This window comes from Desulfogranum marinum, assembly GCF_016918565.1.
GTDB lineage: Bacteria > Desulfobacterota > Desulfobulbia > Desulfobulbales > Desulfobulbaceae > Desulfogranum > Desulfogranum marinum.
In genome coordinates this window covers 33982-58594 of sequence record NZ_JAFFQD010000001.1, presented here as the reverse complement: position 1 = coordinate 58594, position 24613 = coordinate 33982, and the positions used below count along the sequence as shown (strand labels likewise).

Sequence of the window (24613 nt, the reverse complement as noted above, 5' to 3'; positions counted from 1 at the left end):
CGTAAATAGTTAAAGATGGCAATGAATATATTAGACAAAATTGATATGGAACAGATGCGATTTGATATCCCGGATTTTCGTCCAGGAGATACTGTGAAAGTTCACATTCGAATCGTTGAAGGGAGTAAAGAGCGTGTACAGGTTTTCCAGGGCGTAGTGCTCAAGCGCAAACGTGGGAAAATGAATGCCAGTTTCACGGTGCGGAAAATATCCCATGGTGTTGGCGTTGAAAAAACATTTGCTCTACATTCTCCACGCCTTGAAAAAATTGAGGTCGTAACACTAGGACGTGTTCGTCGCTCCAGGCTGTATTACCTGCGCTCTCGCCGCGGTAAAGCTGCTCGTATTCGGGAAAGAGGTCTTATCTAAAGGCGTGGCTATTTGGCACAGCCTGTATGGTCTTTTCTTTTCCCGCTTTCTTGCGGAAAGATCATAAAATTGGAAGCCTCTTGCACTATCCTGTTTGGCTGGCAGCTTGTATACCGTGCTTACACTATTTGCGTGTAATTGACAGTGTACAGTTGTCAGCCTGATAGTCCCTTTCAACAGTGAATCGCATGGAGTGGAAAAATGGTACCCTCTTCATATCCTTCACTCTCTTCTTGTTGTTCTCCTCAAGATATTGATCCCTGGCATTACGAGACTACCCTTTATGCACATGGATTGTCTGCGATTGGCGGCGTAGATGAGGCCGGCAGAGGTCCTCTTGCCGGACCAGTGGTTGCTTCGTGCGTTGTCTTACCCGCTGAAAGACCATCTGCCTTTTATAAAGATTCGAAAATGCTCTCTTCTGCGCAAAGAGAAGAATTGTTTTTTTCCCTGCAGGCAACTACTGCTGTCATTGGTGTAGGTAAGGTCGTTGCACGGGAAATTGAATTTTTGAATATCCATCAAGCCTCTTTGGTTGCAATGCAACGAGCTGTTGAGGAGTGCGCCGAAAAACTGCATAAGAGAAAAATCGATTTTTTGCTTGTGGATGGCAAATTCCAAGTTCCTTTGCCACTACCGCAACTGCCTCTTGTTAAAGGTGAATCAAAAAGTTTTTCAATAGCAGCTGCCTCTATTGTGGCCAAGGTAACCCGTGATCGATTAATGGCTGACTACCACCAAGCGTATCCAGAGTATAATTTTATAAAAAATCAGGGCTACCCTACAAAAGAACATAGGCTCGCAATCAAAGAATACGGTCCATGCCCACTTCACCGGCGTACTTTTAAGGGTGTCCGTGAGTATTGGCAGCAGGGGGAGCGGACAAGCTCATCTGAGCAAGGTTCGCTGTGGTAGGTAATACTGCCCGGTTGCTTTTATGTTTATTGAGTATGCCTGCAAAAGGTAGGTTCTTTATTTCAGGCGAGAGATTGGAAAACTTTATCTGGTCGAAATTATAGTTGTTTTCGTTTATGCTGCAAATGAAGGAGTAAGTGTGAAAGCCGCAAACCTTAGCTGAGGCAAAGACGAGTATGCAATTAAAGCAGGATATTGATGACAGAAGGAATGGATCACGGTTGACGTACAGGGTTTATGTGACAATAATCCTGCTTTCTGATAAAAAAATATTTCAAGGATGGTCAAATAATGTCAGTGTTTCCGGACTTGCTCTGGACACTGAAATTCCTGGAAAATATCAAGACCAGGAATGCATTGTCAATATTGTCTTTCCTGGTGAATTCAGCAAACTCATAATAGATGAGGTGCATGGGCAGATTGTGAGATGTTCGACTCCCTCTTCCGGAATTTCTTTTTCAAGCCCTTTGGAATGGTTTGTCCTTTTTCCTGTATATCAGGGAAAAATGGCTCGCATGGCAGAGGCTGAGCCTGGATGATTTTCACCTGATCATGTTTTTGAAACGCAAAACAAAAAATATAGAGCTTGGGAAACATGGCGAAGATATAGCTGCTGATTACCTGATCCAGAGTGGTTACTCTATTATAACCAGAAATTATCGACGACGGTTTGGCGAAGTCGATATTGTCGCCCGCCAAGATGCTACCATTGTGTTTGTGGAGGTTAAAACCCGGAGGTCTGCTGCTTTCGGCACTGGTTTTGAGGCTGTCGACGTGAGGAAGCAGCGTCAGCTTACGAGAATCGCCCAGGATTACCTTAGTCGCCATAATTTAATCAATGTGAACGCCCGATTTGATGTCGTTGCTGTCCAGCTAGCAAATGACGGCACAAGCCGGATCGAAATTATCACCAATGCTTTTGAAAGTACGCCGTTATGACAACATCGTCCAGCACACCTGATCCTCTAGGTAAACCTCTAGCTCTGACAATGGGCTGTCCGGTAGGCATAGGACCTGAAATTATCATTCGCTATTTCAGTCATCCCGACTGCCCTTTTCATGAGCAAATGGTGGTAGTTGGGGATATTGCCGTTTTACGTGGAGTTATTCGTGCTTTGAGCGTGCCGCTGGATGTTGTTTCCTGGTCTCCTGGAGAAAAAATAGAGCCTGGTACTGTTCCCGTTTACCCGGTCTCCAACTTGGAATATGATGAAACGCGCTGGGGTAAGCCTGATGTTGAAACCGGTAAGGTTATGGGGCAATACATTGAAAAAAGTGTCCAACTTGTGCAAAAAGACCACGCTGCTGCTTTAGTAACCTGTCCTATCAGTAAATATAGTTTCCATCTTGCAGGCTATCCTTTTCCCGGGCACACAGAGATGCTTGCCAGCTTGACCGGTACCAAAAATTACCGAATGATGATGGCAGGAGAAAAGTTACGGGTGATTTTGGTTACGATTCATGAGGCTTTGGAAAAAGTACCTTCTCTGCTGAATCAAAACTCCATTGTTGATTGTATAGCAATGACTATGGCTTCATTAAAACGTGATTTTGGTCTGCCCTGTCCCAGGGTTGCTGTTGCTGCACTCAATCCACACGGAGGGGAAGGGAAAATGTTTGGTGATCAGGAAGAACTGATCATTACCCCGGCAGTTCAATCGTGCCGACATTTGGGCGATGTTTCCGGACCCTGGCCCCCTGATACGGTTTTTTATCAAGCTGCTGCAGGGCGATATGATGCTGTGATTGCTATGTATCACGATCAAGGCTTGATTCCTTTTAAACTGCTTCATTTTGAAAACGGTGTAAATGTTACCTTAGGTCTGCCGATTGTGCGGACCTCTGTTGATCATGGTACTGCCTATGATATTGCTGGGCGTTGGCTGGCTGATGAAAAAAGTTTAGCTGCTGCTGTTTCCATGGCTGCGGACATCGTATCCAATCGGAAAAAGGCTATGGGTAGATGAAAAAAGGTATGTTGATCGCATTTGAAGGGATAGATGGTACCGGCAAGACATCACAATTACAATATCTTGCCAACTACCTTCGCCGCAAGGGAAAAGAAGTTGTCGAAACACGAGAGCCTACAGATGGTCCTTATGGGCAAAAAATCAGGGCATTATACACCAGTCGACATACTGTGACCATGGAAGAGGAACTCGACTTATTTATTGCTGACCGCCGTCAGCACGTTGCAGAATGCATCCAGCCTGCACTCGACAAAGGCTGCGTGGTGTTAACTGATCGCTATTATTATTCCACCGCAGCCTACCAGGGCGCTTTGGGAGCTGATCCCAAGTCTATTTTTCAGCGTAATGCATTTGCCCCGAGGCCTGATCTGGTACTTTTATTAACCATGGGTGTTGATGTGAGTCTACGGAGGATTCAGGAGCAGCGACAGGAACAGCTCAATGATTTCGAACAGGCCGCGCAGTTGGAGCAGGTTGCCGCCCTGTTTGCTTCTTTTGATGACCCGGCTATCGTGAGAATAGAAGCGGGTGGCGCGTTTGCAGAAGTTCAGCAAAAGATCAGAGAGACAGTGGATCGGGTGTGTGCTCAAAAACTACAATCGTGAACAGGTAGAGGTATGGGGCTCCATCGGCGTTGTATTTTTATGTTTCTAGCAAGCATTTTGCTGCTACATACAGGATGCTCAACCCCTGATATTTCCGGAACAATCTCAAAAGATGCGGCCGACCGGCAGGTAGCAGAGGAAATTGACCCCAGTTGCTCTTATTTTTATTTTCTCTGGGCAAGGTATACAGAACTGTATTTACAGTTTGATGAGGCGCTCGCAGCTTACCGGAAAGCGTTGATTTGTGATCCTGGAAATCCTTTTATCCAGCGCAAGATACCTGTGATATTGCTACGTATGGAACGGGACGATGAAGCTGTAACCTGGCTAAAAAACCACCTTGTCCACACCCCTGATGATACGGCAATGAGAGAATTGCTGGCAAAGGCCTACTTGAGGCAAAATAATTTCGATCAGGCGATCTTAGAGTACCAATATCTTATCCAACAGCTTCCTGGCAATCCAATCCCGCGGTATCTTCTGGCAGAACTTTTTTTTTCCAGAAAGGAATACGAGCGTGCACAGCATATTCTTTTGCCGGTGTTAACCATGGACAATGGTGCACCCCGTGGGCACCTGCTGCTTGCTCGTATCTTCAAGCGTCAACACAATCCTACAAAAGCAATATATCATCTTCAACAAGTGCTGCTTGAGCAGTGGACAGCAGATATAGTGTTGGAGATCGGTGAGCTTTATCTGGAAAATAAAGAATATGTAAAAGCTATGGAGGCATACCAGGAAGTTCTTGATCGTGATGAGTATAGCCAAGAGGCTCGAATAGGACTTTTTCATGTATACCAGTTGCTTGATCAGGAGGATAAGGCGGTTAATGTTCTTGAAGGATTACGTCAAATCTCTGACCAGCCGTGGCGGATTGACCTGATTCTTGCCAGATTATACATAAAACAACGGAAATATGCAGCCGCATCCTCCCTGCTGGAGGAGGTCGTGGCCGTTGAATCAATGCCGGAGGCAAGATATCTGCTTGGCCAGTTGTATGTGCAGAGGGAGCAATATGATGATGCACTACATCACTTACAGCAGATAGATTCGCAGGGCGAGTATTTTACCGATGCCCTTTTTTTGAAAATTCATATCTATCAACAACAGGGACGAATTAACGAGGCTGTATCGTTAGTGAAGGCGATGGTCGATCGAGAGGATATTCGATCTGCCGAATTGTATGCCGTATTGGCTGCATTATATGAGATAATGGATGATCAAAAAGGTGTTGCCGCAGCCTATGCTAACGGTATAGCTGCATTTCCCGAGAGTGATATGTTGTTGTATGAATATGGTCTTTTTCAAGAAAATAGCGGGGATCGTAAAGCTGCTTTGCAGGCCATGAAGCAGGTCATCATCATCAACCCTGAAAATGCGGCTGCTTTGAATTTTATAGGCTACACCTGGGCCGATGAGGGCCGTAATCTAGACCAAGCTCTTGAATATATTCAGAAGGCTGTTCAATTGAAGCCCGACAATGGGTATATCCAAGATAGCCTTGGCTGGGTCTATTTTCGAATGGGCAAGCTGGCGCTTTCGATTGAGGCGCTGAAAAAGGCAATCGAACTCTCTCCAGATGATCCCGCTATTTTTGATCATCTGGGCGATGCATATGCGCAAAACGGGCAATATGGTCAAGCAATTGTTGCCTACCAGAGGGCTTGGGAGCTTTTTGTGGATAATCCTTTACAGCGTGATAACGTGATGGAGAAAATTAATCGTAGCAAAAAATATAGGGACAATCATTGAACCTGTTGCGATGGAGTCAAGGGAGCGGATTGCTGCTGCTATCGCTATGCGTCTTTCTTTTTTATGGCTGCAGCGCAAAGGTGCTCCCGTTGCGGCCATTGCCGGGCGATCAGCGAGCGGCTGCGGAAGAAGTATTGCTTAGATATCTGGAACAACCGCTTCCGGAGGCATTGGATGCCGATGTGCATCTGAGTTGGGATGTCTTTGGCAGTAAAGGGAGTATTGATGGAGTGTTGCAGCTCCAGCGACCTGCTTCCATTCGTTTGACCGCATTAGATCCCTTGGGGCGCGCGTTATTAATCATTGTTGCTGATAACAAAACGTTCACCATCGTAGATAGTCACACGGGCAGAGCATATAAAGGTGAGGTAGCATCAGAGACCTGGCATCAATATATTCCGGTGCTGATAGAGCCAAAGGACCTTTTTTATCTGCTTGGCGGTTTTCTTTCCGGGGCAGAGAATCGTCTTTTTACCGGAAGCGGCAGGGCTGAACACAGTCAAGAAGTCTGGTATGGCGTTAGTGAAGCTTCGGGGGCGAGCGAGCAGCGCTTACTGCTTGATCAAAATGACGGATTTCTTAAACGACGCCTGATGCTTGACAGTGAAAGTAGACCTGCAATCGATATATTATACAGTGACTATTTGCCGGTTGCCTCTGGAACCGCACACTGGCCGAGACAAATTGATATTAGCGGAGAGTCTGTCAGGGGAAAATTCAGGCTGGAGGTTCAGCAGGTTGCATCTGTTGCGCCACTCCCCGCTGGAGCCTTTGATCTCTCCATACCCAGCCACTTTACCGTGGACATTTTGCCTTAAAAGAGCCTTTATTGTTTTAAGGGCGCAGATGCTATGGTGTTGACGATGATCACAAAGAGATTGTCTTCCCTGAAAAAGACCTGTTGTAGATCATAATTGTTGTTGGGCTCGAGATCGAGAACGACCCTGATTTTATCAGGATTTTTATGTTTACCTACTCTGATTGATTTCACATATTTGCCATTGGCTTTTTCTATACTTTTAACGCTTTCAGCAAGCACTGTATTTTGAAAGTCACATACCGCTCTGGGAAGTCCCACTTCTACGCCGTGTACAATTGGCGGGTAAAATCCATTGAGCTTAAAAAGCACCATCTCGCCTTTGTTGGAAGAATTGTCAAAGGAAACGTCTCGCAGCAAGGGCGCATTCGCAGCCTGACCGGAATCGGGGCTGCTGTTCTGGTTATGCGGTGAGGTGATTTTTTCTTGCGTGGAGGTACTGGACGGAACCGTTTCTGCCTGCAGCATATTTTTCGCGGGAACTGGAGCTGCGGGAGGAAGAACCTTTTCAACTTTTACACCCTGTCCAGGCTCTGGTGCTTGCGTAGAATCGGTGGATGGAAATTCCAAGGTTGACAGCGTAACGGTTAACGTTGAGCTTGTATCGTTAAAATGTTGATCAACGAATATTTCTTTTGTGGTGGCTAAATCAAAGACAACGCGTGTTTTTGGGGGCTCACCTTTGTGCAGGCCCACACGAATCTGTTTAATAATGGGGCCGTTGGTCGGCATGCTGTTTTTGATATTACCGGTGATTTGAACATCCTGAAAATCAAAGACCATTCGAGGTCTTTCACCTTTTAAAGTAAAGGCTTTTGGGCTATAGGAACCGTTGAGTTTAAAAGTGACTTGATCCGCATTCGAGGAGAGGTCTAAATATTCAATGCTGTTGAGCAATTGTTTGTGGTCGACAGCTGCTGACCAGGATGCTGCAAACAGCAAACAACAGGAAAACGCAATAAAGATTTGTATTTTTTTCATGGTGATTGCGTGATTACGCCATACTGTAATGCATATTAATTAAGTAGTATTAAATCATTTACTGTCTTTACCGCCTGCGGTAGAGACTACGAGAATTACAGCCTAAATTATCTATAATGTCAATGAATAAACAGGTTAACATAGAGCAGATCCTCCCTTTAGTTCGCAAACCGGGACGATATATTGGTGGGGAACTTAACGTAGTAGACAAGACCTGGGAAGAAGAGCAGGTACATTTTTGTTTAATTTTTCCAGATCTCTACGAAATAGGCATGTCTCACCAGGGACTACAGATTCTTTACCATATCCTCAATCAGCGTAGCGATGCGCTTGCCCATCGGTGCTTCACTCCGGATGTTGATATGGAAGCAGCGTTAAAAGCTCGCCGGCAGCCTCTCTTTTCCTTAGAGCAGCGCAGACCATTGGCGGATTATGATATTCTGGGGATCACGCTGCCCTATGAGCTTTGTTTTACCAATATTCTCACTGTGCTTGACCTGGCCTTTATACCCATACATGCAAAGGATCGTAACGAGCAGCATCCTATCATTCTAGGCGGCGGTGCGGCAGCTTTTAACCCTGAGCCGGTTGCTGATTTTTTCGATGCCATTGTACTTGGTGACGGTGAGGAAATTGTTGAGGAGCTGACTGAGCAGTTTCTGCAGTTTAAGCAGCAGGGACAGTCACGTGAAGAAATACTCAAGCAGCTCAGTACCCTTACCGGGGTGTATGTACCTTCTTTTTTTCAGCCCCAGTACAATGGTTCTCGAATCACTAGTGTGGAACCCTTATTGCCCGAGTATACATCAGTCATGAGGCGAGTACTGCCTGAAATGCAATCACCGGCTTTGGTGAGCAAGCCCCTGGTACCGATTGTTAAGCCTATACATGACAGGTTAGGCATTGAAATTGCGCGAGGGTGTACTCGTGGCTGCCGCTTTTGCCAAGCCGGGATGACCTACCGGCCGGTACGGGAACGATCAGTAGACGATATCATGGAACTGGCTGAGGCCGGTATTACCAACAGCGGGTTTGATGAGCTTGCATTGCTTTCTTTATCAACTGGAGATTATTCGTGCCTGGATACATTGATGACCAAGCTGATGGATCGCTTTGCCGATGAATATGTATCGGTTTCCATGCCGTCCATGCGTGTCGGCACGCTGACTCCGGTGGTCATGGATCAAATAAAGAGAGTCCGGAAAACTGGTTTTACCGTCGCTCCTGAAGCTGGGACCGATCGTTTGCGAGAGGTTATTAATAAAGGTATTTTTGAGAAAGATCTGATGGACACCTGTCAAGATGCCTTTGCTCTTGGCTGGAATTTGATCAAGTTTTATTTCATGATTGGTTTGCCGACGGAAACTGATGAGGATGTGGAGGCCATTGTAGAGCTGGCCCGAAAGGCCAAGCTGGAGGCTGGACAAGGGCGAGGAGGGAAGGTGAAAATAAATGTCAGCATCGGCACCTTTGTTCCAAAACCGCATACTCCTTTCCAATGGGAACCGCAAATTTCCCGTGAGCAGTCCCGGGCTAAAATAAATCGTTTGAAACAAATATTGCCTCGAAAGGGGTTTGCCCTGAAGTGGCATGAACCTGAACAATCGTATCTGGAAGGCGTTTTTTCCAGGGGTGATAGACGGTTGGCTGACCTGATTCTCACAGCCTGGCAGAAAGGAGCACGTCTAGATGGATGGTCGGAACATTTTAACCTTAACCAGTGGCAAGTTGCAGCAGATGAGTGTGGTATTGAAATGGATACCTATCTTCGTGAACGTACCCTTGACGAAATACTACCATGGGATCATCTGCACAGTGGGGTAGACCGTCAGTTTTTAGAGCAGGAGCTGGCTGATGCCAAAAAACAACTCTACACCGAAGATTGTCGAAATGGAGGGTGTCAGCAGTGCGGAATCTGCGATTTCGAGACAATTAAGCCCAGGGTAAATGAGAAAAAAGAGGCTTCTTTACCTCCGGCTCCATTGAACAGGGAAAAAATCGTTAAACCTGAAAGGACGGCTTTTGTATATAGAGTGTCGTATTCTCGTATGGGTGACAGTCGATTCTACGGGCACCTGGAAATTTTGCAGCTGATTTTCCGCGCTCTACACCGTGCCGGTCTGCCTGTCCTTTTTTCTCAGGGGTACAATCCGTCGCCTAAGGTTTCTTTTAGCCAGGCATTACCGGTGGGCATCGAAAGTCGGGCTGAATACTTTTATGTTGAGCTTGGAAAGCCTCTTTCTTCTCTTGCCCAGACAATAACGAACCTTGATGCACAGTTGCCGGCCACTATAACCGTGACTGACATTACATTGGAAAAGAAAGTTCGCCAAGCCAGCTATTGTGCCATGTACAAGGTTACTTTGGATGAGTTTTCAGAAAATGAAATTCAGCAACAGGTGATTGCTTTTAACGCTCTTGACCAGCTGGTCATAGAACGAATACGAAAGAAAAAAAGACGGCAACTTGATCTACGGCCATTGGTGGCTTCAATGGAGGCTCAGGGGCATGATCTTTTTGTAGAACTCCTTCACTATCACGGTCAGGCAGGAACAAACCCACGGGAAGTACTTGAACATGGATTGAACCTGTCACCAGAACAGGCACTTCTTGTTAGAATTCAAAAAGTTGAGATTCGTGAAATAGAAACACCTGCTTAAAGGGTACTGTTTGCATAGCCAATTTCCGTTTGGTGAACATGGAGGAAAATTGTACCTGCAGCTGGTGTTGTTCCACAAGACGAACTTGTGTGCAGATGGGTAAATTGAAACAAAGTTCATGAGCAATAGGGATGAAAAGGAGAAGCGGAAGTGGTGCGGAAATTTTTAATATTGCCTGTCTTTTTTTTTATCGCTTCCTGTTTCCCTCTGCGGGCTGTACATGCAGCCTGCCGGGATTATTCTACGTTTATTAAAAGCGGTGGTTATGGCATTGCCGACAGTTTCGGGAATGTCGTAGATGGTTGCAATCTCGATACCGCCTACATTCCTGCCAGCGTTGTTAAGATTGTTACTGCTCTTTCAGCCCTCCGGATTCTTGGCCCAGCGTATCGGTTTACCACTGAATTTTATCTGGATGACAAGCAGATCTTGTACATCAAGGGCTATGGTGATCCGCTGCTCTTGTCTGAAGACGTGCGTCGTATTGTCACTCAATTGAAAACGCAGCAGGTGGGACATATCAAAGGGATTTTTATTGATAATTCAGTGTATGCGCTTGATGGTGTACCACCAGGAAGCAGTAATAGTAGTAACGCCTATGACGCGCCTGTTGCAGCCACTTCGGTCAATTTTAACAGTCTGCCTGTTCGGGTCGATAGTCGAAGACGTGTGCTTTCAAGTGAGCCCCAGACCCCATGGTTGCCCTTTATGAAAGAGGTCGGCAAAGGGAGAAAGCCGGGAATTCACCGAGTGAATATCTGTGTTGGTGGGTGTCGGCCGCAAACAGCTGCAGCGCGTTATACCAGCGAACTTTTTCTCGCTCTCTTTAAGGAGGTCGGAATCCTTGTTTCAGGCGAAACAGGAGTAAGGTCGGTTCCCACTACAGCACAGTGCATATTTATTTACAAAAACCCAAGGACGCTTGAAGAGGTTGTGAAGAATATGCTTTATTATTCCTCTAATTTTATAGCAAACCAGCTTTTTCTTGCCTGTGGTGCTAAGCGGTTTGGGTATCCGGCAACGTGGGAAAAATCTGCCACTGCCATACAGCAGGTATTGCATGAGGCGTTAGGAGGTGATATGTCTGATGCCGCCGCTGTCGTTGATGGAGCCGGTTTATCACGGCAAAACAGGATGTCGGTTCGAAGCATGTTGAAAATTTTGAAAGTTTTCACACCGCATAAGTTACTGCTCAGGAAATATAGGGGGGTACTCGCCAAAACGGGCACCTTGCAGGGCGTCTATAATTATGCGGGGTATTTTCCAGATGGTCATCCCTATGTTATTTTTCTTAATCAACCTGAAAACAATCGTGCTTCAATTTTGGATCGATTGAAAACCGGTCATTTAGAGGAAGGGCTCTTTTCGCAGGGACAGTGGATAAATAAAGCAAACTACAATTGAGTTTGATAGACAATTGTAACATCGGGCTTATATTGTAACCACAAAATTCAGGGCGGCGTTAAAACCCGCATTCTACAACTTTATAGCGACGTCGATAAACAAAATGGAGTATTATACGATCTTGGGAGTAGCTAAAACAGCCACTGCCGATGAAATTAAGAAAGCCTACAGAAAACTTGCCTTGAAATATCATCCGGACAAAAATCCGGATAATGCAGAGGCGGAGAAGAAGTTTAAGGAGATCAGTGAAGCGTACGCGGTTCTTTCAGATTCTGAAAAAAGGAAACAGTACGACACGTTCGGCTCGACAGGTTTTCAACAGCGTTTTTCCCAGGAAGATATTTTCAGAGGCTTTGATCTCAATGATATTCTCGGCCAATTCGGTTTTGGAGGCGCCTCTTTTAGAACCGGTTCAGGGTTCCAGGGAACTCGCCGAGGAGGGACTCCTTTCGAGTCTTTTTTTAGCCATTCAAGTGGACGTGGCGGATGCGGTGGTGGTGGTTGTGCAACGCATACGCAGCAAACCAAAGGCCAAGATCTTACCTTTGAATTGACCATTTCCCTGGAAGACGTTCTCAATGGGGCAGAAAAGGTAATCAGCCTGCGCAATAATGGACGACCTCGCAGTGTGACGGTGAAAGTCCCCCAGGGAATTGAGGCCGGCAAAAGGCTGCGTTTGACCGGGAAAGGGAGCCCGTCTTCTTCAGGCGGTCCGGCTGGTGACTTGTATCTGAAAGTGAATGTAGAATCCCATGAGCGTTTCAAACGGAGCGGGGAAGATCTTGTGCTGGAAGAGCGCATTCCTTTCAGTCAGGCATGTCTGGGAACAAAGGTGACTGTTGAGTCTTTGGAAGGGAAAAAGTTTAATGTAAAAGTGCCTGCAGGGGTGCAGCAGGAAGCAAAGTTGCGTATCAAGGGGTATGGGCTGCCCTGTGGGCCAGGGGGAAATCGCGGAGATTTACTTGTGAAAATAGCGATTCAGATACCAAAAGAACTCAACGAGGAGCAGGAAAAACTTATAAAGTCGCTGGGCGAAGTGTCGCTCTAGTTTGATCTAAGTTAACTCCATATCAGGAAGTTCGTCCTTTTTAACTCCATATGATGGTTATTTATTCTTGTTCAAAAATAACCATCATATGGAGTTGTCTTTTTCTTTCGCCAGCGAGCGAATTGCTGCCCCCAGTCGCTGAATACCTGTTTCTATGGTCGCATTATCCATGCAGGAAAAATTTAGCCTCAATGTGTTTGTATCTTCTCTGTCCACGTAAAAAGGTGTGCCCGGCACAAAGGCGACTTTTTCTTTGAGGGCTGTCTTGAAAAGGGTCATTGCCGACAACTGTTCGGGCAAGGTGATCCAAAGAAACATCCCGCCTTCAGGATTTGTAAAGCGCACATCAGGCGGAAAATATTGCTTGATGCTCTGCACCATAGTCTGCTTTTGTTCCCCGTATGCACGAATAATTGTTTGAATATGCGCGTCAAGGTCATTGTCTGCTAAAAATTGATACAAAATCCTTTGGGCCAAATAGTCGGTATGCAGATCAGACGCCTGTTTGGCTATAAGCAACTTTTCCATGAGCTGTGGCTTAGCCGCCAGCCACCCAATGCGTAACGATGGGGCAATGGTTTTTGAGAAAGAGCCTAGAAGAACGCATTGATCAGGGATCAGCGATTGAAAATTTTGTTTGGCTTGACCGGTAAAGCGTAAATCACCGTAAGGATCATCTTGGATCAGGGTGCTTTGGGTTTGGCTGACAATTTGAGCTACTTCCTCGCGGTTGGTACTACTATAGGAAATACCGGCAGGGTTTTGGAAGTTGGGAACCGTATAGATGAGTTTTATGTTGTTTTCTTCTAGAGCAGATTTTAGCCGTTTGGTATCCATACCTTCTTCAGTAACAGGAATACCTTTGAAAAGGGGACGATACATCGAAAATGCCTGGATAGCACCCAAGTAGCCAGGTTCTTCAATTGCCACCCCATCGCCATTGTTGATAAAGATTTTGCCCAGCAGGTCCAACCCCTGCTGGGAGCCTGTTGTGATCAGGATGTTTTCAGGTGGTATATCCAACTGTTGCTTTATGCGGTATCTCTCTGAAATGTATTGTCGTAGAGGCAGATACCCCTCCGAATTTGCATATTGCAGTACCTCGCGGCCTGCCTCTGTGAAAACCGAATCTGCGGCTTGTTGCAGCTCTTTGACCGGAAACAGGTTTCGGTTGGGAAGCCCTCCTGCAAATGAAATAATAGAGTCATCAAGGGTTACCTTGAGTATTTCTCGTATAAACGATTGCGGAACATCTGAAATTCTATCTGAAAAGAGGGTGTCCATGGCAGAGATAGGGTGAGTTGAGATTCGTAGGCTGAAAAAGAGCAAAAACCAGGATCAGTAGTTTTGATCGGCAAAGTTGAGCCAGCCGCCGGCGGCGACTAATTGTTTATCAAAACTGTTTAAAGTAAAGGAGCAGGTCCGTGTTTCTGTTTCGGGAGCATCGCTTACAGCTGTTATGGTTTCCTGTTCCAGGTCCACGCTGATTGTAATTATACCGGGCATTGCAAAGAGTGCGTCCAGATCGGCCTGTTGTAACTCTATGGCGAGGATCCCGCAGTTGAACATGTTTTGTCTGAATATTCGGGCAAAACTCTTTCCTATTACCAGGTTGATATCATTTACTTCCAATGCCCATACAGCATGCTCACGGGAAGAACCACAACCAAAATTTGAGCCTGTTACCAGCACGTTGGCTTTTTGGATCTCATCTGCGTGAGGATCAAAAATCTGGCCTTCCAAATGCAGATCTTCAAGCAGGTGAGGCTTGAGAGCGGTTTTGGTAATTTCTGTGAGGTATTTAGCTGGAATAATCTCGTCGGTATTAATATCATCTCTGTTGATAAAGGCTGCTTGGCCACCAAAGCGTTTCATTGTTATTGTGCCTCTTTATTTTTATAGTCAGGTCGAGGTATTGAGGGTGTTACGCTCAAATTCTCCCTGCCTTTATTTATGGCTAGCCTGTCAATGCCCTGCCACTTGGAGAGCATTGACATGTGTTTAGCTTGATAATTGTCGTGGATCTGTGATAACGCCGGTAACGGCTGCCGCGGCAGCGCTTGCCGGGCTCATCAGGTGCACCATGCCACCTTTGCCCATCCTGCCGTTAAAATTTCGATTGGTTGTTGATGCGCAGACTTCGCCTTCGGCAAGGACACCACTGCTCATGCCCAGACAGGCACCGCATGTGGGATTGAGGACGCAAAAACCACTGTCCATGAAAATTTTGATCAGCCCTTCTTCCAGGGCTTGTGAGTAAATACCAGGGGTGGCTGGAGTAAGGATACCGCGGACCCCTGGAGCTACTACTTTTCCCTTGAGGATGGCTGCCGCTTCGCGGACGTCTTCAATTCGTCCATTGGTACAGCTGCCGATATAAACTTGGTCAATTTTGGTGCCGGCAAGCTCGGCAACATCCTTAACATTGTCTGGCCTGTAACCGTAAGTTACCTGTGGAGACAGGTCTGTTACATCGACAGAAAGTTCTTTCGCATACACCGCGTCTGCATCGGAATGCCATTTGCTGAAATCACTGATCGCTGCTTCAATTGAGTCGTATTCATCTTTAATAAAGGGCCACAAATACTGTGCCGTCACCTCGTCGGGGAGGCAGACACCGGAAGTGGCCCCGGCTTCTACAGCCATATTGCACAGGGTCATCCGAGAAGACATATTCATTGCCGTTATCACAGGGCCGCAAAATTCAATGACCATGTCTGTTGCCCCGTTTACCGTCAGCTGCTTTATAATGTGAAGGATGATATCCTTGGCAACAACCCCTGGCTGCAGGGTTCCTGTCACTTCTATTTTTAGGGATTGTGGCGCCCTGAAAGCGCAGACTCCTTTGAGGATGCCTACTTCCAGGTCGGTGGTGCCGACTCCGGCGGCAAAAGCACCGAAAGCACCATGGGTGCAGGTATGGGAATCACCCATGATTACCGTGTATCCCGGGCGGATAAATCCTTTTTCCGGAAAAAGGGCGTGACAAACACCATTTTGACCGATATCAAAAAAATCTTGTATATTGTGTCGAGCTGCCCAGTCGCGCATGATTTTGGCTTGGGTGGCGGTTTTACTGTCTTTAGCAGGGGTAACGTGATCAATAACAGCCTTGATTTTGGTCGGATCACATACGCGGTCCATTCCTTTTTCCACAAGGTCCATTATCGCTATTGGCGTTGTAATTTCGTGGCACATAATAACGTCAAGATCAAGCACCATGTTATCAGGGGCAGGGGTATCTCGTTTATGGGCGGCAAAAATTTTTTCGGTGATGGTTTGTCCCATTTTTTACTCCAGGAATCAAAGGGAAATTTTTTGATCAGACAGACAACTTTTACAGGTGCCGGTTTGTCTTGAGAGGTAAGATTAAATAAAGGAACAGTAATTACACGCAGAGTGAAAATTCGTCAATTTTTTCCTTTAAAAGAAGTGGGTAACTTGCTGCTAACTCGGATTTCTCATGAACATTGTCTCAACTTGTCAAGTTAGAGACAATTTCTGCATGGCATGCAAACTCATATGGGTTTGAAAGTTAAACACAATGTTCACCACAGATCAGTCCATCCAGCACCATCTTCTTCAGTATTTTGGTCATGAATATAACCTATTCTTATTCATAGCCAAAAACTTTGAACCTGACGCTGCCTGAACTGATGAGAAATCCGGGCTATCATCTGTACAGAAGCGGAGTGATTGCTTATAGTGACTGCTGGTACAGTGTCAAGTCGTCGAGTCATTGTTGTGGCTACACCTGCTCATGAGTTGAGCTCTGCAAGTGGCTTTATGTTTAACCCCTGAGCTTATTTTTACTGTTTGATCACCCTCTCTAACGGAGTACATGCTGCCCGTTTAACTCGTGAAGAGTCTACTATGCAAAAAAAAATATTGAACCCGAAGGCCCGGCAAAGAGTATTTTGTTTTTATGTCCTGCTTGTATGCTGCTGGCAGGTAATAATTCCGTCGTCCTGTTTTGCATCCCATGGAGAGAGCCTTGACGGTACTTTGAAATACCCGCCGGACTTTGAGCGTTTTGCTTATACTTCACCAGATGCCCAAAAGGGCGGGAAACTCGTTCTTCATGATCTCGGCAGTTTTGACAAGCTGAATCCGTTTACATTGAAAGGTGCCGCACCGCTGGGGCTATCATCCTTGGTGTTTGAGACCCTGACCGTTCCCAGCCTGGATGAACCTTTCGCCAATTATGGACTTATTGCAAAAGATATCGTGTTGGCTGCAGATAAGAAATCGGTAACTTTCACCCTGGATGAAGAAGCGCGATTTGCAGATGGGACACCAATTACTGCCCAAGATGTTCTTTTTTCTTTGCAAACGTTAAAAAGCAGTGCTGCCCATCCTTTTTACCAGATCTATCTGAGGGATATAAAAGATGCAGAAATCCTGAGCCCGTTGGTGATCCGTTTTAACTTTGCACAAGTGAACCGCGAATTACATATGATAGCGGGTCAGCTCCCTGTACTCAATAAGCGGTTTTATGATGAGCACCCCTTTTCGTCTGAAGGCGGAGAAGGCATGGTAATCCCAATAGGTTCAGGGCCGTATACGATAGCTGATATTAATCCGGGTAAATCGATAAGCTATAAAAGAAATCCAAACTATTGGGCTGAAAATCATCCGGTTCGTAAAGGGATGTTTAATTTTGACACAATAACCGTCAAATATTTTAAAGATCAGGTTGTTAGTGTGGAAGCTTTCAAAGCTGGTGAGTTTGACGTCATGTACGTCAATATAGCCAAACAGTGGCAGCGGGATTTAGTAGGAAAACGATTCAACAGTAAGGAGTTATTGAAAACCGCTTTCCCGCACCACAATAATGCAGGTATGCAGGGATTTGTTTTTAATACGAGAAAACAGTTGTTTGCCAATCCCCGGGTCCGGCAGGCTCTTGGCCTTGCATTTGATTTTGAGTGGTCTAATAATGCGTTATTTTTTAATCAATATACCCGCAATAACTCTTATTTTTCTAATTCTGAACTTGCCGCTCAGGGGCTCCCTACGGGCCTGGAATTGGAAATGCTTGAACCTTTTCGGGATACATTACCAGCCGAGGTTTTTACCCAGCCGTTATCCCCGCCAACGACCGTCCCTCCAGGTAGCTTGAGGAAAAACATGCGCAAGGCTAAACAGATGCTGGAAGAAGAAGGGTGGTCGGTCCGAGAAGGGGTGTTGGTGAATGAGGATAATCAGCCTTTTCGGTTTGAGATTTTGCTTGTAAGCCCGTCTTTTGAGCGGGTGATGGCTGCCTATGTCAAGAATTTGAAAAGACTGGGCATAGATGTGACGTACAGGACCATTGATCCTGCATTATATACTGATAGAATAAAAAATTTTGACTTTGACATGACTGTCGCTGTTTTTGGACAGTCTCAGTCGCCGGGAAATGAACAGCGTGATTATTGGAGTGCATCTGCCGCGATTAAAAAAGGCTCCAAAAATATAGCAGGGGTACAGGATCCGATTGTTGACGATTTAGTGGAAAAAATCATTTATGCTGAAAATAGGACACAGTTGGTTGCAGCTTGTCGAGCGCTTGACAGGGTCCTTTGGTATGGCTACTATGTAGTACCGAATTGGTACCTTGCCAATCATCGACTAGCCTATGATGCACGATTAAAGCATCCTCAAACCCTCCCATTGTACTATAATTATGAGCAATTTCTCTACACTTGGTGGCAAGAGTGATAGATATGCGTAGGGTTGGTGCGTTTTTTGCAGAATGATAAAAAGGTGAAGGCATGCTGGGGTGATAATTTTGTGATGAAGATGAGCCCGGAATTTTCATCAATAAAGTTTTTCGCAGGGCAAGGCACAGGCCGCGCAGCAGGTAGCGAAGACCCCGTGGTAAACTACCGCAAGTGGTTTTTAACGTAGATCCTGCTGGAAAATCTATTGACTCGAAAAAAGGAGACCTTTTTGATTGAAAATGAAAAATGGGCTGTTAATCGCGCAGTTATTTTTTAAAAAGAATATCAAATAATTGAGTGTAAAATCAAAAAAGTTATGAGAAATTCTAGGTAGGATTTCGAACCTAAGGGAAATGTTGTTGCTCCCGTAATTACTAGATTGATGCCAAACTCTGTACTTAATCTCGAGGACAATATGATGCCTGGAGCAAAAATAGATGCATGGTATCTGTTTATCAACGATTTATTTTCAAAGAGCTGAGCAAGAGACGGCCTATGACTGTTTCCGCCGATAAAGGCAGCAAAGAACAACAGCAGTGGATATATCTCACAGGAAAAGAGATCTATCAATTTTTTAACAAGGTTAAAGGACGATTACAGGGGATTACTGTGTATGCCCTGGTCGGGAAAAGTGGTACTGGGAAGAGCTTCCGCGCTAAATTATTGGCCGAGAAAATCGGTATCCCTTACATCCTGGACGACGGTTTGCTTATCCATGAGTCCACTATTCTTGCTGGTAGGTCTGCGAAGCAGGAGAAAAATTATATCAGTGCCATTAAAACAGCCCTTTTTACAGATTCTGTTCATCGTGATCAGGTTGTAGAAGCCATCCAGAAAAATAAGGTTAAAAAAATTCTTCTTTTGGGTACTTCGAATAAAATGGTAGCGAGGATGGCCGATCGCTTGGATTTACCCCCCATAAGTCAAATCGTCAATATCGAAGAGATTGCCAGCAAAGAAGATATTGAAAATGCTATTAAGTCACGATTTGAAGAGGGGAAGCATGTAATCCCTGTTCCGGCAATTGAGATTAAAAGAGATTATGCCCAGATACTTTCAGACTCAATTCGCATTTTTTTTAAAGGTGATAGAAATTCCAGCGGAGTAAAAAAAGCACGTTTTTTTGATAAATCCGTGGTGCAGCCTGACTTTCACAGCAATGAAAAGACACCTGGCAGTGTAACCATTTCTGAAGCAGCTCTCACCCAGATGATTCTGCACTGTATAGATGAGTATGACAGCGAGGTCCGGGTACGAAAGATTAAGGTGAAAAGCTCTCGTTCCGGTTACGGGATTGATTTGTATGTCAGCGTACCTTATGGAAAAACACTCGCCGGCGGCTTGCACGAGATGCGATCCTATATACAGGAGAGACTGCAACGCTACACAGGAATTATCCTTGAGTCCCTTGAAATCTCAATAGACAAAATTTCTGAGAGGAAAAAGGACGTGGAATAATAAGTATACCAATAACTCTTTGCAGGTACTTTCTTTGGTCTACCTATTTTATATTTTATCTTCTCTACGGCCCTTTATTTTATAACGAGTATCAACCGTTATTTATCCCTTGACTGGCAGTTGTGAATGCTGTTATAAAACTTGAGTTTTGAGTGATATTAGTAAGGATTGTGCTGGGCGTAATTTTCGATCTTGTGGGGTGAAGACGGGGTGTAACGTGCTGGATACGTCCAAAACAAAACGTTAGGAAGGAGTGCATAACGTTTTGTTTTTTCTTCTCATGTAACAGGATTTCTTTTTTTGTCCCACGTCATTCTTTAATGATCGCTTGACTCGGACTTGGCAATTGGAGATAAGTGCTGAGTTTTGAGTGGTTTTTTCGGATATGGCAGCGGTAAAATGAACGTTGTTGAAAGGGGAAGACTCTATTTTCCGCACACCTTTCAGACGTGGGGCAAACCCGGGTTTTTGCATCAGGCATTAATCTTCACATTTTTTCTCGCCTTCAACATTTCCTGAAAAAACGGTTGCTTATAGGTTTTCGAGTTTGCTCGTTGGGCCACATTGTGGTCCGCTGAGAGGGTCGAAGGATCGGCAGAGCTACCGCTTTGTAGATTTCTAACCTATCGGGCGCCTGGTTTAGGCTTGTTGTACAGCATGAGACAATGGCTATAAGGGCAACTGCGATTATCGGTTGCCATGGAAGCAGCATTTTTTTTTATGTCTAGCCGAATCCATCCCCGAAAAAGCGAGTGATATTCACTTGGAGCTCGTAGTAGCGGTGTTTATTTGGAATTTGAAACAACTTTACTTCTCTAGGAGACCGCCCGTCGATTACGAACGGTACTCCGCAAAAGGATGCGTCTATGAAAATTCATGAGTATCAGGCCAAGGAATTATTCCGGAAATACAATGTACCGACCCCTAATGGCAAGGTCGCTTACAAAACAGAAGAAGTTGAAAAAATCGCGGACGAATTTGGACTCCCTGTAGTTGTAAAGGCCCAGGTTCATGCAGGTGGTCGTGGAAAAGGCGGCGGTGTAAAGCTTGCTAAAACCAAAGAAGATGTGAAAACAGTTTCTGATGAAATTATTGGCATGACTCTTGTCACCAAGCAGACTGGTGCCCAAGGTAAAAAGGTCAACAAGGTGTTGGTTGAGCAGGGTGTGAGTATTAAGAAAGAACTTTATCTTTCCGTTATTCCCGATCGTGAAACCTGTTCTGTGGCTATTGTTTGCAGTCAGGACGGTGGTATGGATATCGAGGAAGTTGCAGCAAAAACTCCTGAGCGTATCATCACTGTTCATGTCAGCCCAACAACCGGTGTTCAGCCTTTCCACACTCGTCAGGTTTGCTTTGGCCTGGAATTGCCTAAAGAGTTGATGAAGCCGATGTCTGCACTGGTGAAGAACCTCTACAACCTGTTTGTAGATTATGATTGCTCCATGCTGGAAATCAACCCGTTGATCATTACTGAAGAAGACGACATCATCGCACTTGATGCAAAGATCGACGTTGATGGTAACTCTATGTATCGCCATCCGGATGTAAAAGAAATGCATGATCCGGACGAAGAAGATCCTATTGAACTGGAAGCCAGCCAGTATGGACTCAACTACATTAACCTGGATGGTAACGTAGGTAACATCGTTAACGGTGCAGGCCTTGCTATGGCTACCATGGATATCGTTAAGATGGCAGGTGCTTCTCCTGCAAACTTCCTTGACGTAGGAGGCGGAGCAAATGCTGAAGCCATTGAAAACGGTTTCCGCCTTATCATGAGCGATGCTAACGTAAAAGGTATTCTGATTAATGTCTTCGGCGGCATCCTTCGTTGTGATATTCTGGCGCAGGGTGTTGTACAGGCTGCTACCAAATTGGGCCTCTCTGTACCTGTTGTAGTCCGTATGGAAGGAACAAATGTTGAAGAAGGCCGCAAGATTCTTGCAGACTCCGGTCTCGACCTGGTTAATGCTGTTGATCTTGCTGACGCAGCTGAAAAGGTCGCGGCACTTGTAGCCTAATAAACGAGTTCTCTTTGTCTGTCTCTCCAGTCGGGAGTGCGAAGTCGGAGAAAGAAGATAAACTCGAATTCAACGGAATTATCAAATAGATCCATAGAGGAATACAATGAGCGTTTTCGTAAATAAAGACACCCGTTTACTTGTACAAGGTATTACAGGCCAGGAAGGCCAGTTTCATGCAAGGTCCTGTATTGCTTACGGAACCAACGTCGTTGCCGGTGTAACTCCCGGTAAGGGCGGACAGAAAATGGACGATGTACCGATTTACAATTCAGTAAAAGAAGCAAGGGCTGCATCAGGAGCGAATGCTTCCATGATTTTGGTCCCGCCACCATTTGCAGCAGATGCCATCATGGAAGCTGCAGACGCCGGTATTGAGCTCGTCGTCTGTATCACAGAGGGAATTCCGGTCATGGACATGATGCGGGTGAAGAATTATCTCGCAACCAAGACCACCCGTCTGATTGGACCTAACTGTCCAGGAATCATGACCCCAGGTGAGTGCAAAATCGGTATTATGCCAAACACCATGGGTAAGCCTGGTAATGTTGGTGTTGTCTCCCGTTCCGGAACCTTGACTTATGAAGCTGTTCACCAGTTGACTTCCGTAGGTTTTGGTCAAACGACTTGTATCGGTATTGGTGGCGACCCCATTAACGGCACCAACTTCATCGATTGTTTGGAAGCATTTGAAGCTGATCCCGAAACAAAAGCCATCGTAATGATTGGTGAGATCGGCGGTAATGCAGAAGAGGATGCTTGTGAGTGGATTAAAGCAAACACCGATAAGCCTGTAGTTGGCTTTGTTGCAGGACTTACAGCTCCTCCAGGTCGTCGTATGGGACATGCTGGTGCGATTGTAAGCGGCGGCAAGGGAACCGCTGAAGCCAAGATTGAAGCAATGAAGACCAGTGGTGTTCATCATTGTGAAAACCTTGGTAAAATGGGCGATCTTTGTAAAAAAGTTTTCTGATCCTTTGAATTACCAATAGGCGGGAGCAGTGATCGTTCGGTCACTGCTCCTGTGCTCATAACTGAAGTACGGAATGATCACTGAATTCTGCAGCAAGGAGACAGCATGAGTAGTACAACAAAAGAAAAAATTGAAGAGCTGAAAAAGCGCAGAGCAAAAGCACTTCTCGGTGGCGGCCAGGACAAGATTGATAAGATTCATGCCAAAGGGAAAAAAACGGCGCGTGAACGGATTAATCAACTCGTCGATCCAGGCTCTTTCGAGGAGTACGATTGTTTTAAGCTCCACCGATGTGTTAATTTCGGTATGGAAAAAATTAAGTTTGCCGGTGATGGTATTATAACCGGTTGCGGTAAAATTAATGGTCGCCCTGTGTATATATATGCCCAGGATTTTTCCGTATTGGCCGGTTCTCTTTCCGAAACCCTTGCTGAGAAGATCGTCAAGGTTATGGAACTCGGCGTGAAAAATGGTATCCCGGTTATCGGTTTGAACGATTCCGGTGGTGCTCGTATTCAGGAAGGTATTGAAGCTCTGCGCGGTTATACCGACATCTTCTTGCGCAACATTCTGTCTTCTGGAGTTGTTCCGCAGATTTCAGGTGTGTTCGGCCCGTGTGCCGGTGGAGCTGTCTATTCACCTGCCCTTACCGACTTTATTATCCAGGTTAAATTGCAATCCTATATGTTCCTGACCGGACCTAAGGTTGTTAAAACCGTACTCAACGAAGACGTAACCGTTGAACAACTTGGTGGTGCATCCATGCATACCACCAAATCCGGTGTTACGGACCACGGCGCAGAGAATGAAGATGAAGCTATTCTCTACATTCAGAACCTGTTGTCGTACCTGCCGCAGAATAACATGGAAGATCCTCCAGACGTAGAGTGCGACGATCCGATCACTCGACGTTGTGACTCTCTCAACGAGATTATTCCGGATAATCCCAATGCTGCTTATGACATGAAAAACGTCATAAGAGAGACTGTTGATAACGGTGTTTTCTTTGAAATCAAGGAAAATTTTGCAGCTAATATCATCGTAGGGTTTGCCCGCTATGGCGGGAAGAGTGTTGGTATTGTTGCTAACCAACCTTCGTATTATGCAGGCGTTCTTGATATCGATGCTTCTAAAAAAGGAGCTCGTTTTGTTCGTTTCTGTGACTGTTTTAATATACCTGTTATCACCTTTGTCGACGTACCAGGCTTTCTTCCAGGTACTGATCAGGAATTCGGCGGTGTTATCACAAATGGTGCTAAGCTGATGTACGCCTTTGGTGAGGCAACAGTTCCTAAAATTACCATTATTACCCGTAAGGCATATGGTGGGGCATACTGTGTTATGTCTTCCAAGCATCTTCGCTGCGACATCAACTATGCTTGGCCTACCGCTGAGATTGCTGTTATGGGTGGTAAGGGTGCTGTTGAAGTTCTCTATGCGCGTGCAGCGAAAAATGAAGATGATCCTGCTGCATTCCTTGCTGAAAAAGAGAACGAGTATACCACTAACTTCTCCAATCCATATTGTGCAGCAGAGCGTGGGTATATAGACGACGTTATTGAGCCTGCTGAGACTCGTTCACGCATCATTAATGCCTTGAACACCATCAGTGGTAAACGCGATACCAACCCAGCGAAAAAGCACGGCAATATTCCACTGTAGGAGTGACATCGCAGTTTAAGTCCTCTGGACATGGAAATGCAGTGATCTAATTAATCATCAATGGGTGATACGATGGCAAAAAAGAGCGTAAAAATGGCAGCGGCGCTTGCAGCAGTAAATGCTTATTTGCAGCAGGAAGCTGAAGCTGCCTACCTGGAGCAGCAAGCTATGGCTGCTGCAGCTGCAAAGGCCGGACCTAACTTATGGGCAATTAGTGGACGACAGGAAATGATGTCCATGCGAAGAATGTTGCAAGCAAGATTGTTTTAA

At 45.5% G+C, this 24613-nt stretch carries 21 protein-coding genes; 17 read left to right on the top strand and 4 right to left on the bottom strand.

What is annotated here, in order from left to right; translation table 11 throughout:
* Positions 1-21: 21 nt before the first annotated feature.
* The 8 genes from rplS (at position 22) to JWH17_RS00195 (ending at position 6429) form a co-directional block, all read left to right on the top strand.
* Positions 22-369 carry a 50S ribosomal protein L19 gene (rplS, locus tag JWH17_RS00230; RefSeq protein WP_205220540.1) on the top strand — a complete coding sequence of 116 codons (348 nt, stop codon included), beginning with the start codon at positions 22-24 and terminating at the stop codon, positions 367-369.
* Positions 370-570: 201 nt separating this feature from the next.
* Positions 571-1284, top strand: coding sequence for a ribonuclease HII (rnhB, locus tag JWH17_RS00225; protein ID WP_205220539.1), 714 nt, complete (start codon positions 571-573; stop codon positions 1282-1284).
* Between the two features lie 176 nt (positions 1285-1460).
* Positions 1461-1823 carry a PilZ domain-containing protein gene (locus tag JWH17_RS00220; RefSeq protein WP_205220538.1) on the top strand — a complete coding sequence of 121 codons (363 nt, stop codon included), beginning with the start codon at positions 1461-1463 and terminating at the stop codon, positions 1821-1823.
* 13 nt (positions 1824-1836) lie between these two features.
* Positions 1837-2223, top strand: a complete 387-nt coding sequence (locus tag JWH17_RS00215; RefSeq protein WP_205220537.1) for a YraN family protein — start codon at positions 1837-1839, stop codon at positions 2221-2223.
* Positions 2220-3251: a 4-hydroxythreonine-4-phosphate dehydrogenase PdxA gene (gene pdxA, locus JWH17_RS00210; RefSeq protein WP_232370801.1), complete on the top strand. Its 1032-nt coding sequence runs from the start codon at positions 2220-2222 to the stop codon at positions 3249-3251. The genes JWH17_RS00215 and pdxA overlap by 4 nt, the downstream gene beginning before the upstream one ends.
* 8 nt (positions 3252-3259) lie before the next feature.
* Positions 3260-3859, top strand: a complete 600-nt coding sequence (gene tmk, locus JWH17_RS00205) for a dTMP kinase (protein WP_232370800.1) — start codon at positions 3260-3262, stop codon at positions 3857-3859.
* Between the two features lie 57 nt (positions 3860-3916).
* The gene (locus tag JWH17_RS00200; RefSeq protein ID WP_205220535.1) at positions 3917-5611 is read left to right on the top strand and encodes a tetratricopeptide repeat protein; all 1695 of its coding nucleotides are present in this window, start codon (positions 3917-3919) and stop codon (positions 5609-5611) included.
* Entirely contained in the window at positions 5608-6429 is an 822-nt protein-coding gene (locus JWH17_RS00195) for a DUF4292 domain-containing protein (protein ID WP_205220534.1), read from the top strand. Before JWH17_RS00200 ends, JWH17_RS00195 begins: the two co-directional genes overlap by 4 nt.
* Positions 6430-6437: 8 nt before the next feature.
* On the opposite strand, the gene JWH17_RS00190 is transcribed toward JWH17_RS00195, so the two are convergent.
* A complete protein-coding gene (locus tag JWH17_RS00190; protein WP_205220533.1) occupies positions 6438-7409 on the bottom strand; it encodes an AMIN domain-containing protein in 972 nt (323 codons plus the stop codon).
* Positions 7410-7531: 122 nt separating this feature from the next.
* On the opposite strand from JWH17_RS00190, the gene JWH17_RS00185 reads away from it, so the two are divergent.
* The 3 genes from JWH17_RS00185 (at position 7532) to JWH17_RS00175 (ending at position 12521) form a co-directional block, all read left to right on the top strand.
* Complete coding sequence (locus JWH17_RS00185; protein WP_232370799.1) at positions 7532-10069, top strand: TIGR03960 family B12-binding radical SAM protein; 2538 nt, start codon at positions 7532-7534, stop codon at positions 10067-10069.
* Between the two features lie 150 nt (positions 10070-10219).
* The gene (gene dacB / locus JWH17_RS00180) at positions 10220-11473 is read left to right on the top strand and encodes a D-alanyl-D-alanine carboxypeptidase/D-alanyl-D-alanine endopeptidase (RefSeq protein ID WP_205220531.1); all 1254 of its coding nucleotides are present in this window, start codon (positions 10220-10222) and stop codon (positions 11471-11473) included.
* A 103-nt stretch (positions 11474-11576) separates the two neighbouring features.
* The gene (locus JWH17_RS00175; protein WP_205220530.1) at positions 11577-12521 is read left to right on the top strand and encodes a DnaJ C-terminal domain-containing protein; all 945 of its coding nucleotides are present in this window, start codon (positions 11577-11579) and stop codon (positions 12519-12521) included.
* Between the two features lie 84 nt (positions 12522-12605).
* On the opposite strand, the gene JWH17_RS00170 is transcribed toward JWH17_RS00175, so the two are convergent.
* The 3 genes from JWH17_RS00170 to JWH17_RS00160 all read right to left on the bottom strand — a co-directional run bounded on the left by JWH17_RS00170 (position 12606) and on the right by JWH17_RS00160 (position 15809).
* Positions 12606-13805: an aminotransferase-like domain-containing protein gene (locus JWH17_RS00170; RefSeq protein ID WP_205220529.1), complete on the bottom strand. Its 1200-nt coding sequence runs from the start codon at positions 13803-13805 to the stop codon at positions 12606-12608.
* 54 nt (positions 13806-13859) lie between these two features.
* Entirely contained in the window at positions 13860-14396 is a 537-nt protein-coding gene (locus tag JWH17_RS00165; protein WP_205220528.1) for a 3-isopropylmalate dehydratase small subunit, read from the bottom strand.
* 126 nt (positions 14397-14522) lie between these two features.
* The gene (locus tag JWH17_RS00160) at positions 14523-15809 is read right to left on the bottom strand and encodes a 3-isopropylmalate dehydratase large subunit (protein WP_205220527.1); all 1287 of its coding nucleotides are present in this window, start codon (positions 15807-15809) and stop codon (positions 14523-14525) included.
* Between the two features lie 585 nt (positions 15810-16394).
* Between JWH17_RS00160 and JWH17_RS00155 the strand changes: the two genes are divergently transcribed.
* The 6 genes from JWH17_RS00155 to JWH17_RS00130 all read left to right on the top strand — a co-directional run bounded on the left by JWH17_RS00155 (position 16395) and on the right by JWH17_RS00130 (position 24613).
* The gene (locus tag JWH17_RS00155; RefSeq protein ID WP_205220526.1) at positions 16395-18224 is read left to right on the top strand and encodes an extracellular solute-binding protein; all 1830 of its coding nucleotides are present in this window, start codon (positions 16395-16397) and stop codon (positions 18222-18224) included.
* Positions 18225-18721: 497 nt separating this feature from the next.
* Entirely contained in the window at positions 18722-19684 is a 963-nt protein-coding gene (locus JWH17_RS00150) for a hypothetical protein (protein ID WP_205220525.1), read from the top strand.
* An 866-nt stretch (positions 19685-20550) separates the two neighbouring features.
* Positions 20551-21708 (top strand): ADP-forming succinate--CoA ligase subunit beta, encoded by a 1158-nt coding sequence (gene sucC, locus JWH17_RS00145; RefSeq protein ID WP_205220524.1) that lies wholly within the window; start codon positions 20551-20553, stop codon positions 21706-21708.
* A 106-nt stretch (positions 21709-21814) separates the two neighbouring features.
* A complete protein-coding gene (gene sucD / locus JWH17_RS00140; protein ID WP_205220523.1) occupies positions 21815-22681 on the top strand; it encodes a succinate--CoA ligase subunit alpha in 867 nt (288 codons plus the stop codon).
* Positions 22682-22786: 105 nt separating this feature from the next.
* Complete coding sequence (locus JWH17_RS00135; RefSeq protein ID WP_205220522.1) at positions 22787-24343, top strand: acyl-CoA carboxylase subunit beta; 1557 nt, start codon at positions 22787-22789, stop codon at positions 24341-24343.
* Positions 24344-24415: 72 nt separating this feature from the next.
* The gene (locus JWH17_RS00130) at positions 24416-24613 is read left to right on the top strand and encodes a hypothetical protein (RefSeq protein ID WP_205220521.1); all 198 of its coding nucleotides are present in this window, start codon (positions 24416-24418) and stop codon (positions 24611-24613) included.

Excerpts from the sequence above, each read along its gene's own strand:
- JWH17_RS00150 (WP_205220525.1), top strand. The coding sequence starts at position 18,722 with ATGACTGTTTCCGCCGATAAAGGCAGCAAAGAACAACAGCAGTGGATA.
- JWH17_RS00135 (WP_205220522.1), top strand. The coding sequence starts at position 22,787 with ATGAGTAGTACAACAAAAGAAAAAATTGAAGAGCTGAAAAAGCGCAGA.
- sucC (WP_205220524.1), top strand. The coding sequence starts at position 20,551 with ATGAAAATTCATGAGTATCAGGCCAAGGAATTATTCCGGAAATACAAT.
- rnhB (WP_205220539.1), top strand. The coding sequence starts at position 571 with ATGGTACCCTCTTCATATCCTTCACTCTCTTCTTGTTGTTCTCCTCAA.
- JWH17_RS00175 (WP_205220530.1), top strand. The coding sequence starts at position 11,577 with ATGGAGTATTATACGATCTTGGGAGTAGCTAAAACAGCCACTGCCGAT.
- JWH17_RS00170 (WP_205220529.1), bottom strand. The coding sequence starts at position 13,805 with ATGGACACCCTCTTTTCAGATAGAATTTCAGATGTTCCGCAATCGTTT.
- tmk (WP_232370800.1), top strand. The coding sequence starts at position 3,260 with ATGTTGATCGCATTTGAAGGGATAGATGGTACCGGCAAGACATCACAA.
- JWH17_RS00215 (WP_205220537.1), top strand. The coding sequence starts at position 1,837 with ATGTTTTTGAAACGCAAAACAAAAAATATAGAGCTTGGGAAACATGGC.
- JWH17_RS00155 (WP_205220526.1), top strand. The coding sequence starts at position 16,395 with ATGCAAAAAAAAATATTGAACCCGAAGGCCCGGCAAAGAGTATTTTGT.
- rplS (WP_205220540.1), top strand. The coding sequence starts at position 22 with ATGAATATATTAGACAAAATTGATATGGAACAGATGCGATTTGATATC.
- JWH17_RS00190 (WP_205220533.1), bottom strand. The coding sequence starts at position 7,409 with ATGAAAAAAATACAAATCTTTATTGCGTTTTCCTGTTGTTTGCTGTTT.
- JWH17_RS00220 (WP_205220538.1), top strand. The coding sequence starts at position 1,461 with ATGCAATTAAAGCAGGATATTGATGACAGAAGGAATGGATCACGGTTG.
- JWH17_RS00165 (WP_205220528.1), bottom strand. The coding sequence starts at position 14,396 with ATGAAACGCTTTGGTGGCCAAGCAGCCTTTATCAACAGAGATGATATT.
- JWH17_RS00130 (WP_205220521.1), top strand. The coding sequence starts at position 24,416 with ATGGCAAAAAAGAGCGTAAAAATGGCAGCGGCGCTTGCAGCAGTAAAT.
- JWH17_RS00160 (WP_205220527.1), bottom strand. The coding sequence starts at position 15,809 with ATGGGACAAACCATCACCGAAAAAATTTTTGCCGCCCATAAACGAGAT.
- pdxA (WP_232370801.1), top strand. The coding sequence starts at position 2,220 with ATGACAACATCGTCCAGCACACCTGATCCTCTAGGTAAACCTCTAGCT.
- sucD (WP_205220523.1), top strand. The coding sequence starts at position 21,815 with ATGAGCGTTTTCGTAAATAAAGACACCCGTTTACTTGTACAAGGTATT.
- JWH17_RS00185 (WP_232370799.1), top strand. The coding sequence starts at position 7,532 with ATGAATAAACAGGTTAACATAGAGCAGATCCTCCCTTTAGTTCGCAAA.